The following is a 14354-nucleotide window of genomic DNA, read 5'->3' as shown; positions in this document are numbered from 1 at the left end:
CTTAATCTTCTGCCCCCCGGAGCTTGTTCAAAAGGAAGTTCAGTATCCGGTTTGGCGGCTTGGACTCGTTCTTCTCAGGCTGTAGGTGTTCAATAGAATTATACATGAGTTCTTCAAATGTTGAAGCAACAACCTCACTTTGGAAATCTGGAGCTTGTCGTTTAAACCCTTCCACAGAAGAGGCAATGGCATATTTGTGCCCATACTGCTCTCGCAACCTGAACAGACTATTGTATCTTCCCGTAGTAATACGAACTAGCCATGCAGCGGGTAGCAAAATAACGAGCCTTGAGAACACTTGGCTTATATACTGCCAGTCACTGGTAACGACCGGGCCGCGAATCTGATCGACCACGTCTTTCCATTCTGCATTCAAAAATACAGCGAAGGGGGAAAGGGCATATCCAATCAATGGAACAGCAGATAAGAACAGCAAAAAGATAGATAACCAAAAGCCGACGGCCGCCAAGCCGAGACGCTTGTTGGTTTGGTTCTCTTTGGTTTTATATACCCCTGCCAATCCCGCAATCGTAGCTCCGTCAAGCATATCGATTGATCGCTTTTTTATGTCTTCAATTTCCTTCTCAGTCTCGACCAACCGGCTATGAAGCGAGACAATTTCAATTTCGCCTGAGGCAATTTTTTCTTGTCTTGTGTTTAATGCCCCATCAAATTCGTCGAATTTTTTTTGATACTCTTCAACGGACGCATGAAGTTTACGTGCCGTTGATGCCACTTCCTCGATGCTCGCATGAATAGTTTGCCCTTGTGTCTGTAAGGCCGTGAGCTCAGAGACGACGCTGTCGATTTGTAGTTTGGCTGATTGACTCGACTGATTCGCCGTCTGTATTTTTTCAAGTAACTCCGCGACCACTTCGCCAGATTTCTTGAGTTCATCTGTGGCACCGGAGTATTCTGAACGAGCGGATTTCACGCGTTTAAGCTCATTTTCAATCCGATCGAATAATTGACCGAGTTGATTTGTAGCCGCTACAAATGACATGCCACCCCGCGACTTGGTCAAAGGTGCCAACATCAATGTGGACTTCAATAGCTTGTCTAATGAAGTTGAGAGGGTTGTGAGCGGGGGGCAAAATTTATCGAAGTTCCCGTAGAGGTTGTGGCTATGAAGGTTGCTGAATCATATTTTGCTAGACCTTCCTCATCATTGATCTGATCAAATAATTTTGTCATAGAAGAGATCTCGTCTGAGACTTCACCAACGAATGTGATCATGCTCGTAAGAGATGATATTGGCAGCAACTCGAAGTGATTATTGCCGATAAATTTCTGGGTCTCTTCGAAAATAACGCTTATCGAAGCTTGCACTTCGTTCAGACTTCTAACACTTTCAGATGGTCTCGCGTCATATTGAAAACTGAATTTGGTTGGGTCAAAAGCCGCATTTTGAGACTTGTTCAACGTCTCAATTGATTGTTGCACCCTAGAAAGTTCATTGCTTAAATTCTCAAAAAAGTCGGTCAATCGAATCTCCCCCTGCAGAAGTATTTATCGGCCTGACTTTAATTACGGTTTTGCTCTGGCCCAATAAAAATCGACCTGCAGTTCAACTTTACAGATCCTCAACGTTATTCCGACTTCATGAGGAATCCAGCGCGGGCAGTCCTGCCCGCAAAAACCTCTTCACCACCGTTGAACCACCCCACTGGATTCCCGCCTACGCGGGAATGACGTTGTGGGTGTTGCAGGTTCCAAAACTCTCCCCCGTCATTGCGAGCGGCCACGCCGCGTGGCAATCCAGAGCGGGGTGCGCGATCACGCGGCCTTGTCCCCATTCGTCACCCTCGGGCTTGACCCGAGGGCCCATGACCCACTCTCCACACCGGCAGAGGGCGGGATAAAACCACCCCGAACCTCACGCCCGACTATCCCCTTGCGGCATCGCATGGGTACTCGGGTCAAGCCCGAGTATGACGATGTGAGGGTGGGGAAATCATCAGCCACCCCCCTCGTCATTCCCGTGAAAACGGGAATCCAGCGCGGGCAGTCCTGCCCGCACAAGGCTTCTTTCGCGCCATCGACACGGCGCACTGGATTCCCGCCTGCGCGGGAATGACGTTGTGGGTGTTGCAGGTTCCAAAACTCTCCCCCGTCATTGCGAGCGGCGCAGCCGCGCGGCAATCCAGAGCGGGGTGCGCGATCACGCGGCCTTGTCCCCATTCGTCACCCTCGGGCCTGACCCGAGGGCCCATGACCCACCATCGACACCGAACAGAGGGCGGGGCAAAACCGCCCCTGCACCATCCGCCCAACGATCACGCGGCACCATCTCATGGATACTCGGGTCACGCCCGAGTATGACGATGCGGGGGGTGGAAAAATGCAGCCCCCAAAGAAAACTTATCGACGCTCCGCCAACCCCGGTTATCCTTTCTCCACCAAACCACATGGCGCTTAGGTGCACACGAGCATTGAGTGGGGCGGGGTCGGGTGGAACAGGGGTCGCCCTGTTCCAGGCCAAGCTGCGTCGACTGGCCGGTATCACCGAGGCTAGCCGTAAATAATCGTACACGGAGTTCTGTTTTTCGCTTCGTGGTATTGCCGGGACTTTTTGCTCAGCCAAGGCGGCGTTCAAGGGGTCGAAACAGCCGGCATGCGTAGGTGGGGGATAAAAGGGTCAGCTCCCCAGGTTGCGCAGGATACGCCAAAAACCCCGATCGCATGAGACGGTCTGTGTCTCATATAACAATAACAATCAGGCGGGACATCGACCGTCTCATGCAAGCGCCGTTTCCAACCGCCGGATTTGCCCCGGCGGGGCCTTCGGCTGCGTGGTTGGATTTGAACACCGCACCTGCCGCCCATCCTTCGACAGGCTCAGGATGAAGAAAGTGCAAGTCGCCCCACCCCCACTCGTCACCCCCGGGCTTGACCCGAGGGCCCATGACCCGCTCTCCACCTCGGTTGAGGGCAGGACAACCACAACCTTTACACACCACACGCCTGCCTAATCGCGCTGCACCATTGCATGGGTACTCGGGTCAAGCCCGAGTATGACGATGTGAGGGCGGAGAAAGACCACCTCACCCTCATCGTCATTCCCGTGAAAACGGGAAGCCAGCAGCGGGCAGTCCTGCCCGCATAAAACCCCTTCGCCACCGCCGAACCACCCCACTGGATTCCCGCCTGCGCGGGAATGACGCGGTGGGGGGTGGCCGGTTTCAGGCTGCGCCCCTTCCCATGCCGTGCCCGGCCTGCTAAACGGGCCGCCTAGTCTTAAGGAGCCTCCCTTGTCAGCCCTCGGTCCTTTCTCCGCCATCGTCTTTGATATGGATGGCGTTCTGCTTGATACGGAACCCCTTTACAAACAGGCCATGCACCAGGCCTGCACCGATCTCGGTTTCGAAATGAACGAAGACCTGCACAATGCACAAATCGGCGCGCCGGCCGATGCGAGTGCGCGCATGCTGATCGAGTTTTTTGGGGCTGATTTCCCCTTGGCGCTCTATAACCAATATACCGCCAAGACCATGCAGGCGCTGACCGCCGATGATGTGCCGCTCAAGGCCGGCGTGCGTGAATTGCTGTTTGAGCTGAACGCCCGCAATATTCCCGCCGCCGTTGCCACCTCAACCGCAAGCCCGATCGCGCCCGACCGGCTGAAACGCGCCGGCATTTTTGATAAATTCCATGCGGTCGTCACCCGCAATGATGTGCAGAATGGCAAACCGCATCCCGAGCCGTTTCTTACCGCCGCCGCCCGTCTGGGCATCGACCCCGCGCAATGCATTGCGCTCGAGGACAGCCATAACGGCATCCGCTCCGCCCATGGCGCAGGCATGATGCCAATCATGGTGCCCGATCTGCTGGCACCCAATGACGAGATCACCGCACTGTGCCACGCCGTTCTGCCCTCGCTGCACCATGTGCGCGAAGCCGCCTTCGGCACCACGCCCGCCTGACATCCACGCCACTGACGACAGACCCTTGAGTCCGCGCGCCGGACGCGGGGCACAGCGCCGCCTTGCTGCCGCAATTATGGTTAACCACACGCTAAAAGGCGTGGTTAACCGCAAGTAAATTTTTGGTTCCCTAAACTGGGTGGGTTCGGTTATGGTGCGGTCGGCTTCGCTGTCGTGTTCCCCCGGGAATGTTGGAGCACGGGGGATGGGCAAAAGCCGGTTCGCTAAAAAGCGACGTAATTATAAAAACTTACAACAAGCTTTTTGTTGCATTCAAAGCGCTTGATTGTAGGAAAATGATGATGAGGGCGTATGGCGCTGGGTCAGCAGGCCATTGCATGGCAGGTCTTTTTGGGCAAAACCGCGCGCCTTGGCGCTCTGGTTCTGGCTTTCGTCACGATGGTTGCCACCGCCTCCGCGCAGCAGGTCGCAACGCTGACGCCCGAACTCCTCTCTTCCTATGTCGCCCATCAGACAGCTGCCAGATTGCAGCAGGACATCACCTTCAAGCCCGAGCAATGGCTCGCCCCGCAAGCCCCCACCGTTAATCCGGAAATGCTCAGCGCCTATGCGGCCACCAAATTCGTGCCCACCGCCAAGCGGGTGGCCGATGCCCAAAAGGAACGCCTTTGCCTCGCCCAGGCGATTTACCATGAGGCCCGCGGCGAGCCGGAAAAAGGCCAGTGGGCCGTGGCCAATGTCATTTTGAACCGGGTTGTCTCCAAGCGCTATCCGTCCAGCATTTGCGGCGTGGTCTTCCAGAACGCCAATGGCCCCAAATTCCGATGCCAGTTCTCCTTCGCCTGCGACGGGCGTTCCGATATGGGTGGCAATGGCAATCGCATCGTGCGCGAAAGCTGGGTGCGGGCCAATGTCATCGCACTGGCCGCCTTCAAGCAGTTCCAGGCCGGGCAGCGCCCCGATGCGGTCCCGGCAAACGTGCTTTACTATCACACACGCAATGTGTCGCCCCATTGGGCCCAAAGCTTCCGTCAGGTCTCCCAGATCGGCAGCCACATCTTTTATTCCCCTTCCTGAACCAGCGCCTTCCCGCCACATTACAATTTGTCCATCTGCGCTCCCGAACCGGCTACGGCTTGGCCTTGCCTTAAAATGCGCGTATTTGTGGGTGCCAAAGCGGCTATTCATTTGTGTGCAGGGGATAATTTCCCGCCACGCGTTCCGCCAAACCAAAAGGGGTGCCTATGCCCAAGATCGCTCTGGTAGACGATGATCGCAATATCCTGACGTCGGTTTCCATGACCCTCGAAGCCGAGGGCTATACCGTGGCGACCTATACCGATGGAGCCTCCGGCCTTGAGGGCCTGACAACGGACAAGCCGGATCTGGCCATTCTCGATATCAAGATGCCGCGCATGGATGGCATGGAGCTGCTGCGCCGCCTGCGCCAGAAATCCGATGTCCCGGTGATCTTCCTCACCTCCAAGGATGAAGAGATCGACGAATTGTTCGGCCTCAAAATGGGCGCCGACGATTTCATCACCAAGCCGTTCTCCCAGCGCCTGCTGGTCGAGCGTGTCCGCGCTATCCTGCGCCGCGCCGCCCCGCGCGAGCCGGGCGCCCCTGCCGCCAATGGCGAAGTGAGCGCCCCCAAATCGGTGATCGAGCGCGGTGCGCTGGTCATGGATGAGGAACGCCACACCTGCACATGGAAGGGCCAGAAGGTCACCCTGACGGTCACCGAATTCCTCATCCTGCAGTCGCTGGCCATGCGCCCCGGCGTTGTCAAAAGCCGCAATGCGCTCATGGATGCGGCCTATGATGATCAGGTATATGTTGACGATCGCACCATCGATAGCCACATCAAGCGTCTGAGAAAGAAGTTCAAGGTAACCGACGACGACTTCGAGATGATCGAAACCCTCTATGGCGTCGGCTATCGCTTCAAGGAGCAATAGGCGCAGTTGGCAATCGCAAGTGATGAGCTTGAGACAGCGAAAAAATCCCCGGCTCAGGTCGGGCAGGTGAACGGCACCAAAAAGCGGGCCCGCTTTGGCCTGTGGGCGCGGCTGCGCGCGCTCGTTGCCGCCATCCGCCGCTTTCTCGGCGTCACCATCTTCTCCAATCTCACCCGGCGCATTGTCTTTCTCAATCTCGCCGCGCTTGCAGCCCTTGTCGCGGGCATTCTCTATCTCAACCAGTGGCGTGCCGGGCTGATTGAGGCGCGGGTGCAATCCTTGCGCATTCAGGGCCAGATCATTTCCGCCGCCATCGCCGCCTCGGCCACGGTCGACAGCGATGTGATCTCGGTCAATCCCGATCGCCTGCTCGAAGTGCTGCCCGGCAATGCGATTTCGCCGCTGAGCTTTTTTGATCCGACCCTCGAATTTCCCATCAGCCCGGAACGGGTCGCCCCGCTTCTGGGCGAACTGGTCACCCCCACCCATACCCGCGCCCGCATCTACGACAAGGATGGGCTGCTGATCCTTGACAGCGCCAATATCTACGCGCGCGGTCAGGTTCTGTTGCCCACACAGGTCACCGAAAAGGGGTCGGGGTTCTTTCTCACCGACTGGTGGAACGCGGCCATGACATGGGTGCCGGGCAGCCAGTTCTCGCTCTATCAGGAATATGATGCCAGCGAGGGCAAGCGCTATCCCGAGGTCAATATTGCTCTCACCGGCGCGCCGGCGGATATTGTGCGCGTCGATCAGCAGGGCCAGTTGGTCGTCTCCGTTGCCGTGCCCGTCCAGCGCTCGCGCGCCATTGTCGGTGCCTTGTTGCTGTCCACCCAGCCGGGCGAGATCGATACGATTATTGCAACCGAGCGGCTGGGCATTCTGCGCATCGCGCTCATTGCCGCCATCTCCACATCCATCCTGTCGTTTTTCCTGGCGGGCACCATTGCGGGGCCGATGCGGCGTCTCTCGGCGGCGGCCGAACGGGTGCAGGCCTCCATGACCCACCGCGCCGAAATTCCTGATTTCACCGACCGTACCGATGAAATCGGCCACCTCTCCGGGGCCCTGCGCGCCATGACCAATGCGCTCTATAACCGGATTGAGGCGATCGAGCGTTTCGCAGCAGACGTGGCCCATGAACTGAAAAATCCGCTGACCTCACTCAGAAGCGCGGTGGAAACCCTGCCTCTGGTCAAGCGCAAGGAAGACCGCGACCGGCTGACCGCTATCATCCAGCATGACGTGCGCCGTCTCGACCGGCTGATCTCCGATATCTCCAATGCCTCGCGTCTTGATGCGGAGCTGGCGCGCGAAAGCGCCGAAATCGTCGATGTGCAAAATCTCTCCGAGGCCATGGCCTCGATCCAGGAGGACCTGGCGGCAACCCGTGGCATCACCATAAATGTCACGGTCACGTCGGACCGCTACAAGCCGCTTGTGCTCGGTCATGACAGCCGCCTGGCGCAGGTCTTCAATAACCTGATCGATAACGCTGTCTCCTTCTCGCCCGATGGCGGCAAGGTGGAGGTGCGTATTGAAGCAGATGCCGACAATGTCATTGTTGAGGTTTGCGATGAGGGGCCGGGTATTCAGGGCGATCCCGAGCGGATTTTCCAGCGCTTTTATACCGACAGGCCCGAAGCCGAACATTTCGGGGACCATTCGGGATTGGGGCTTTCCATCTCCCGGCAAATCATCGAAGCTCACAAAGGAACCATATCGGGCGTAAATCGCACCGATGCTGCTGGAGCGACCTTTAAGGTGACATTGCCCAGGTCGAAAAAGTGAGGAGCGGCACATGAGCGACTCCGCCAATATCCATAGTACAGGCCTGGTCATTGATGGTCGCGGCATTCTGCTGCGCGGCCCCTCGGGTGCCGGCAAATCCCTGCTGACGCTTGAGCTTTTGAACGCGGCAGCGCTGCGGGGGCAAAAAGCGGTGCTGGTCGCCGATGACCGGATCGACCTGACGGTCGAGAACGGCGCGCTTATCATGCACGCCCCGCCATCCATTGGCGGATTGATCGAATTGCGTGGTCGCGGAATCATCAAACGGCCGCACGTGGAATCCGCGCCGGTCCATCTGGTGGTTGATATCGTCAACAAGCTGATACGCCTTGTCGAGGAGGATGCCCTGGTCACCGAGGTCGAGGGTGTAACCTTGCCCCGTTGTCCGATCCCCAACCGCAGCGTTATCGATTCCGCCCATCAGCAATTGCTCGTGCACGAGGCGATCAGCGCCCTGCCGCCGCTCAAAACCAGGCGCGTCAAAAAAACCGCTTGAATCTTGCCCGGCCTCGGATGAGACTCAATGCGCCCTGAAAATGGGGATAGATCTCAACTCTGGAGTTTTGCATGATTGGTATGGTGTTGGTAACGCATGGACGGCTGGCCGATGAATTCAGGGCCGCGCTTGAACATGTGGTCGGCCCCCAGGAACAGTGCAAAACCGTGGCCATCGGCCCGGACGATGACATGGAAGAGCGCCGCAACGACATCATCAAGGCGGTCGAGGCGGTGGATGACGGCAAGGGCGTTGTCATTCTCACCGACATGTTTGGCGGCACGCCCTCCAACCTCGCCATTTCCGTCATGCAAAAGCGTGAGGTCGAGGTGATCGCCGGGGTCAACCTGCCCATGCTGGTCAAGCTGGCCCGGGTGCGCGGCGAAATGAGCCTGCGTGATGCGGTACGCGACGCCCAGGATGCCGGGCGCAAATACATCAATGTCGCCAATGACGTTCTGGGCGGCTGACATCTTGTTTGGGCCGGAGGCGCACACCATTTACACCATCTGTGAATTTGAACGCCAAGATCGGTCCTGATGCCACAAACCGCAAACACCGGCCGCGCCCTTTGCCAACGCCTCACGATCTGCAACAGACGCGGCCTGCACGCGCGCGCCTCGGCCCGCTTTGTGCGCACGGCAGAATGTTTTGATGCCGATATTTCCGTCACCCGGGAAGATGTCACGGTTGGCGGCACCTCGATTATGGGCTTGATGATGCTGGCAGCAGGCCCCGGTTCCACCATTCTTGTGCAATCCAAGGGCCGTCAGGCCCGCGAGGCGCTCGACGCGATTGTCGAACTCGTCAATAACGGTTTTGATGAAGACAGCGACAGCGCCGGGCCGGAGCCCGTTATCTGAGAGAGGGGCGGCTCATGCGGCGGACACTCGGTGTAATTGGCGGCGTGGGGCTTGGGCTGACGCTTTCCCAGTTTCCCGAATTCTCCCAGCAATATGAGCAGCGTCTGGGCGGTGCCGTTGATGAACTGCGGATCATCGTCACGGATTTTGATGCTGATGCCGCCCGCGAAGGTCTCGACAGGGAACAGGCGCTCGATCGCTATGAGGCCAATACCGACACCTTCATTGTCGGGCGCGGCGCCGATATGGAGGCAACCATTGCGCGCTATGAACGCCTGAGCCAGCACCTGGTCCGGGTGCAGAACGCCGGACCGATTGAAAAACTCTCAGGCATGGCCGAATTCTACGATGCCCAGATTGCCGCCCGCGCCTGGGAAAACTATGAACCCGCCGTTCCCGTCACCCCCGAGGGTATTGCGCTTTCTGGCATAGGCATTCTGGGCGGCTACAGCCTTGTCAGCCTCCTGACCCTGCCTTTCCGCCGCCGGCGGCAACGCCGGACATGGGGTCGACGGATATAAACATTTCTTTATATCATTGTTGAATGCTGCGCCCGGCCCGCGTATAAGTCGCGCCAGCGAATGAAACGGATACCGGAGACCGGCAATGACCGCAGCGAATAAAGACTACGCAGTAAGAGATATTTCCCTGGCCGATTGGGGCCGCAAGGAAATCGAGATGGCCGAGATCGAAATGCCCGGTCTCATGGCGATCCGTGCCGAATATGCCGACCGTCAACCGCTCAAGGGCGCCCGCATTGCCGGCTCCCTCCACATGACCATCCAGACAGCTGTTCTCATTGAAACGCTCGTGGCGCTGGGCGCTGAAGTGCGCTGGGCATCATGCAATATTTTCTCGACTCAGGATCACGCCGCCGCCGCCATCGCCGCTGCCGGCATCCCGGTTTTTGCCCATAAGGGTGAAACGCTCGAGGAATACTGGGATTTTGCAGATCGCATTCTCGATTGGGGCAATGGCGAAACCGCCAACATGATCCTTGACGATGGCGGCGATGCCACCATGCTGGTGCTCAATGGCGCGCGTGCGGAAACCGATCCCTCGGTTCTCGAGCACCCCAAGAGCGAAGAAGAAGAATATTTTGTCGCTCAGGTAAAAAAGCGCCTCGCGGCCAATCCCGGTTTCTTCTCAAAGGTCCGCGCCAATATCCGCGGCGTGTCCGAGGAAACCACAACCGGCGTGATGCGGTTGTATCAGCTGCATGAAAAGGGCGAACTGCCTTTCCCCGCCATCAACGTCAATGACAGCGTCACCAAGTCGAAATTCGACAACAAGTATGGCTGCCGCGAAAGCCTGGTTGATGCCATCCGCCGCGGTACCGATGTGATGATGGCCGGCAAGGTCGCCATCGTTTGTGGCTATGGCGATGTGGGCAAGGGCTCCGCCCAGTCCCTCAGCGGTGCGGGTGCCCGCGTTCTGGTCACTGAAGTTGATCCGATCTGTGCCCTGCAGGCCGCGATGGATGGCTATGAAGTCGTCATTCTTGAAGAAGCTGCTGACCGCGCGGATATCGTTGTCTCGTGCACCGGCAACAAGGACATCATCACGCTTGATGTCATGAAAAAGCTCAAGGACATGGCGATCGTTTGCAATATCGGTCATTTCGACAACGAAATTCAGGTCGCCGAACTGCAGAACTTCAAGTGGGACAACGTCAAGCCGCAGGTTGATATTGTCGAACTGTCCGAAGGCCGCCGCATTATCCTTCTCTCGGAAGGTCGTCTGGTCAACCTGGGCAATGCCACCGGTCACCCCAGCTTTGTGATGAGCGCTTCCTTCGCCAACCAGACCCTGGCGCAGATCGAACTGTGGACAAAGGCCGACCAATACGAAAATGCCGTCCACGTATTGCCCAAGCACCTTGATGAGAAAGTGGCCGAGTTGCACCTGGCCAAACTCGGCGCGAAGTTGACCAAGCTCTCCAAGGAACAGGCCGACTATATCGGTGTAGCCCAGAACGGTCCCTTCAAGCCTGAGCAGTACCGCTACTGATTTAGCCCTTCGAGATATCGCCATTGTCTCCGGGCAGTTGCGCTATATTCGAATGAGCAAATACATCTCGGGTCTTCACCTGCCCAGAGATGAACTTGTTGAAATCCGCGCCCGCCAAAGGCGCGGATTTTTTAATGCAGCGGTCGTCTTGCAGACTGACAGAATATGTCGAAAGCGATTCAACGCCGCTCGCCCTGCATGTGCCTGTCAAGGCACACCCTCAGGCGATACATCCACAGCCTGACAAATTGCCCCTTGTCGCCGGATTCCACTGCCCGCTATCTTGTAAGTGATTCGGGTGTCCCTCCTGTGGGCACCCATGCGGCGGCATTTAAGAAAGAGACATGGGCATGCGACCGGAAAGATTCCGGAATCGTCGGGGATTCGTAATGATTCAGGCAGCACCCCTGGCCATTCTCGCAGCCACGCCTGCGCTTTCAGCGCCGATATCATCAGCGGGCATAACCGATGCGGCACCGGTCGCCATCGCCATCGGAGCGTTGGGTTTCGGCCTGCTGGCCAGCTATATGGTGCGCCGCTCCCGGCGCTACAGTGATGAGGCGGTCGATCAGGCCTATCAGCAAATGGCCGAAATGCGCGCTGAGTTGGATTTGTCGACAGCTATTCTCGATGGTCTGAACGAGCTGACCCTGATCTGGCGTGACGCCAATACCGCTCCCGCCATTTACGGCCAGCCCGATATTGTCCTGCCGCGCGCCCAGGACAATGAAGCTGTCGCCGATTTCCGCAAATGGCTGACACCCAGCGACGGCGCAGAATTGACCCGCCATCTCTCCAGTCTCAAAACGGCCGCGCGCAGCTTTGATCTGAGCGCAGTGGCCCTGTCGGGACGGCTGGTGCGCATTTCCGGTCGTGTACTGGGCGGCGCCGCCATCCTGCGGGTGCGTCCGGCCACCGCCCAGCCGGAAAAAAGTCTTCAGCTGACCGATGCAATCCCGCCGCGCGATGTGCTGGATACCGAAACCATTCTCGACCTGCTGCCCAGCCCTGCCTGGGTGCGCAGCCCGCGCGGCGAGCTTGTCCATGCCAATGCAGCCTATTGGAAACTGGCCGAAAGTCTGGGGCATAAAAGCCGGGCAGGCGATGTGCCCGAACTGTTCACCGCTGCCGAAATAGATATGCAGCAGCGCGAATTCGCCGCCACCCCCGGTGTGCTCGATCTCGCCAATGTCCTGCCCGCGCTCGGCACTTATGATCTGGTGCTATTCTCGGTTGAAAATGGCACAGCAGGCCTGTTGCGGGCCCGCCAGGACGTGCAGGAAACCAGCCCGCCCGTTGAAGCGGAGTTTGGCAGCAGCGCCGGTATTATCGATGCCATCGCCACCCCGATCGCGATTTTCGACAAGGGCCGGAAGCTGCGCCATTTCAACAAGGCCTATTGTGCGTTCTGGGAACTCGATCCCAAATGGCTCAAATCCGGCGTTGACGAATCCGCCATTCTCGACCGTTTGCGTACCCAGGGGCAATTGCCCAGCGAAGCCGATTATCGGGCATGGCGTGCACGGCATCTCAAGTCCTATAATCTCACCGCCCCGCGTGAAGAGCCGTGGTATCTGCCCGACGGGCGTACCCTCAATGCCGTTTCGGTCCCCACCAATGACGGCGTCATCTACATTTTTGAAAATATCACCGAGCAACTGGCGCTCGAGAGCCGCTATAACGCACTCATCCATGTGCAAAGCGAAACCCTTGGCGCGCTCAGCGAAGGTGTCGCGGTGTTTGGCACCAATGGCCGCCTGACCCTGCACAATCCCCGGCTTTCGTCGCTGTGGAAGCTGCCCATGAACGAACTGGGCCGGCATCCGCATATCGATCAAATCGCCGAGGCCTGCGCGCGCGCCATGCCCGAGGATGGCGCAACCATCTGGGCGGATCTCAAGCAGAATATCATCGATCTCAATCCCGCCCGCACCGACCGCTCCGGCCGGGTCACCCGGGCCGATGGGCGCATGATCGATTATGCCGCAACCCGGCTGCCCGACGGGCAGACCATGATGACCTTTGTCGATGTCACCGAAAGCGCCAATTACCAGCGTGTGCTCAAGGAGCGCAATGACGCCCTGGTCACCGCTGACCGGCTGAAAGACGCCTTCGTGCAGAACGTTTCCTACGAATTGCGTTCGCCGCTGACCAATATCATCGGCTTTGCTGACCTCCTGGCCTCAGGCACAGTCGGTGAACTTAACGACAAGCAGCGCGCCTATACCGATTATATCCGCGCCTCGTCCCAGACCCTTGGCATCCTGATCGACAATATTCTCGATCTGGCCACGGCAGACGCCGGTGTCGCCGAATTGCGGCTCGAACGGCAGGATATCCAGACCCTTGTCGACCGGGCCCGCGCCGGGCTCGCCGGCACGCTGACGGCCGCGGGCAGCGAAACCCCGCCCAATCTGATTATCGATATCGCGGATGATCTGCCCGAATTTGTTGCCGATGGCACCCGCATCGTTCAGGTCCTCTATAACCTCTTGTCCAATGCTGCCCGTTATTCCGCACCCGGTGCCGAAGTGCGTTTGAGTGTTTCCGACAGAGCCGGGCGCATTGTCTTCACCATTGAGGACGAAGGCGTGGGGATTTCCGACGAGTTGAAAGCTGCCATGTTCCAGCGCTTTGAAGGGCGTTCCGCTGAAGGGCGTCAGCGCGGTGCGGGCCTCGGGCTGGCGATTGTCAAAACCTTTGTCAGCCTGCATGGCGGCACCATTGCGCTGGAGCGGCGTGAACCGCGCGGCACCCGGGTGATTGTCTCCATCCCTGCCAACCCCGCCGAAGCTGTCAGCGCTGCTGAATAGGTCAGGCGCCATGGAATATCTCTCCCTGTTTCTCTCCAATGACGCGGACACTGCAAGGCTCGGCGCGCTTCTGGCCGATAACCTGCGCCCGGGCGATATCGTGTTGCTCAACGGAGAGCTGGGGGCGGGTAAAACTGCCCTGGCCCGCGCCACCATCCGCGCCCTGACGGGGGACCCCGCGCTCGACGTACCCTCGCCAAGCTTTGCCCTTGTGCAACCTTACGAGGCCGGGCAACAGGCCATTCTGCATGCCGATCTCTACCGGCTGGCCGATGCGCGGGAGATCGATGAACTTGGTATTCTTGATGACACCGATGCCATTGTTCTGGTCGAATGGCCCGAGCGTGCGCCCGAGCTGAATGACAAGGCGGCAATCGTCATCAATCTGGCTTTGGGCCCCAACAGCGATGGCCGCATTGCCGCAATCACGATTACCGGCACTGCGCGCCAGCTGGCGGCACAGGCCGACAAGGCGGGATTACCCACCTCAAGCGCCAACTAGGGCTGGACTTTGACCTGTCCCTCGGGCTTTCATCTTC

General features: G+C 58.3%; 13 protein-coding genes. 11 read left to right on the top strand and 2 right to left on the bottom strand.

Going from position 1 to position 14354, the window contains the following annotated elements; genetic code table 11:
* Position 1: 1 nt before the first annotated feature.
* Complete coding sequence (locus tag L1P08_RS10030) at positions 2–1003, bottom strand: coiled-coil domain-containing protein (protein ID WP_303616881.1); 1002 nt, start codon at positions 1001–1003, stop codon at positions 2–4.
* A gap of 56 nt (positions 1004–1059) precedes the next feature.
* Positions 1060–1485 (bottom strand): hypothetical protein, encoded by a 426-nt coding sequence (locus L1P08_RS10025; RefSeq protein WP_303616880.1) that lies wholly within the window; start codon positions 1483–1485, stop codon positions 1060–1062.
* Positions 1486–3251: 1766 nt separating this feature from the next.
* On the opposite strand from L1P08_RS10025, the gene L1P08_RS10020 reads away from it, so the two are divergent.
* The 11 genes from L1P08_RS10020 (at position 3252) to tsaE (ending at position 14317) form a co-directional block, all read left to right on the top strand.
* The gene (locus L1P08_RS10020) at positions 3252–3923 is read left to right on the top strand and encodes an HAD family hydrolase (protein ID WP_303616879.1); all 672 of its coding nucleotides are present in this window, start codon (positions 3252–3254) and stop codon (positions 3921–3923) included.
* Between the two features lie 312 nt (positions 3924–4235).
* The gene (locus L1P08_RS10015) at positions 4236–4961 is read left to right on the top strand and encodes a cell wall hydrolase (RefSeq protein WP_303616878.1); all 726 of its coding nucleotides are present in this window, start codon (positions 4236–4238) and stop codon (positions 4959–4961) included.
* Positions 4962–5128: 167 nt separating this feature from the next.
* Positions 5129–5842: a response regulator transcription factor gene (locus L1P08_RS10010; protein WP_303616877.1), complete on the top strand. Its 714-nt coding sequence runs from the start codon at positions 5129–5131 to the stop codon at positions 5840–5842.
* Positions 5843–5848: 6 nt separating this feature from the next.
* Positions 5849–7633 (top strand): sensor histidine kinase, encoded by a 1785-nt coding sequence (locus tag L1P08_RS10005; protein WP_303616876.1) that lies wholly within the window; start codon positions 5849–5851, stop codon positions 7631–7633.
* Positions 7634–7643: 10 nt separating this feature from the next.
* Positions 7644–8129: an HPr kinase/phosphorylase gene (locus L1P08_RS10000; protein WP_303616875.1), complete on the top strand. Its 486-nt coding sequence runs from the start codon at positions 7644–7646 to the stop codon at positions 8127–8129.
* A gap of 71 nt (positions 8130–8200) precedes the next feature.
* A complete protein-coding gene (locus L1P08_RS09995; RefSeq protein ID WP_303616874.1) occupies positions 8201–8599 on the top strand; it encodes a PTS sugar transporter subunit IIA in 399 nt (132 codons plus the stop codon).
* Positions 8600–8668: 69 nt separating this feature from the next.
* Positions 8669–8992 carry an HPr family phosphocarrier protein gene (locus L1P08_RS09990; protein WP_303616873.1) on the top strand — a complete coding sequence of 108 codons (324 nt, stop codon included), beginning with the start codon at positions 8669–8671 and terminating at the stop codon, positions 8990–8992.
* Positions 8993–9006: 14 nt separating this feature from the next.
* A complete protein-coding gene (locus tag L1P08_RS09985) occupies positions 9007–9513 on the top strand; it encodes a DUF2937 family protein (protein ID WP_303616872.1) in 507 nt (168 codons plus the stop codon).
* 85 nt (positions 9514–9598) lie between these two features.
* The gene (gene ahcY, locus L1P08_RS09980; protein WP_303616871.1) at positions 9599–11002 is read left to right on the top strand and encodes an adenosylhomocysteinase; all 1404 of its coding nucleotides are present in this window, start codon (positions 9599–9601) and stop codon (positions 11000–11002) included.
* Positions 11003–11391: 389 nt separating this feature from the next.
* A complete protein-coding gene (locus L1P08_RS09975) occupies positions 11392–13815 on the top strand; it encodes a sensor histidine kinase (protein ID WP_303616870.1) in 2424 nt (807 codons plus the stop codon).
* A 10-nt stretch (positions 13816–13825) separates the two neighbouring features.
* A complete protein-coding gene (gene tsaE / locus L1P08_RS09970) occupies positions 13826–14317 on the top strand; it encodes a tRNA (adenosine(37)-N6)-threonylcarbamoyltransferase complex ATPase subunit type 1 TsaE (protein WP_303616869.1) in 492 nt (163 codons plus the stop codon).
* The last annotated feature ends 37 nt before the right edge of the window (positions 14318–14354 follow it).

Source organism: Mariluticola halotolerans, from assembly GCF_021611515.1.
In the GTDB taxonomy this organism is placed as follows: domain Bacteria; phylum Pseudomonadota; class Alphaproteobacteria; order Rhizobiales; family Devosiaceae; genus Mariluticola; species Mariluticola halotolerans.
The sequence above is the reverse complement of the archived record's forward strand: the minus strand, read 5'-3'. Positions and strand labels throughout refer to the sequence as shown.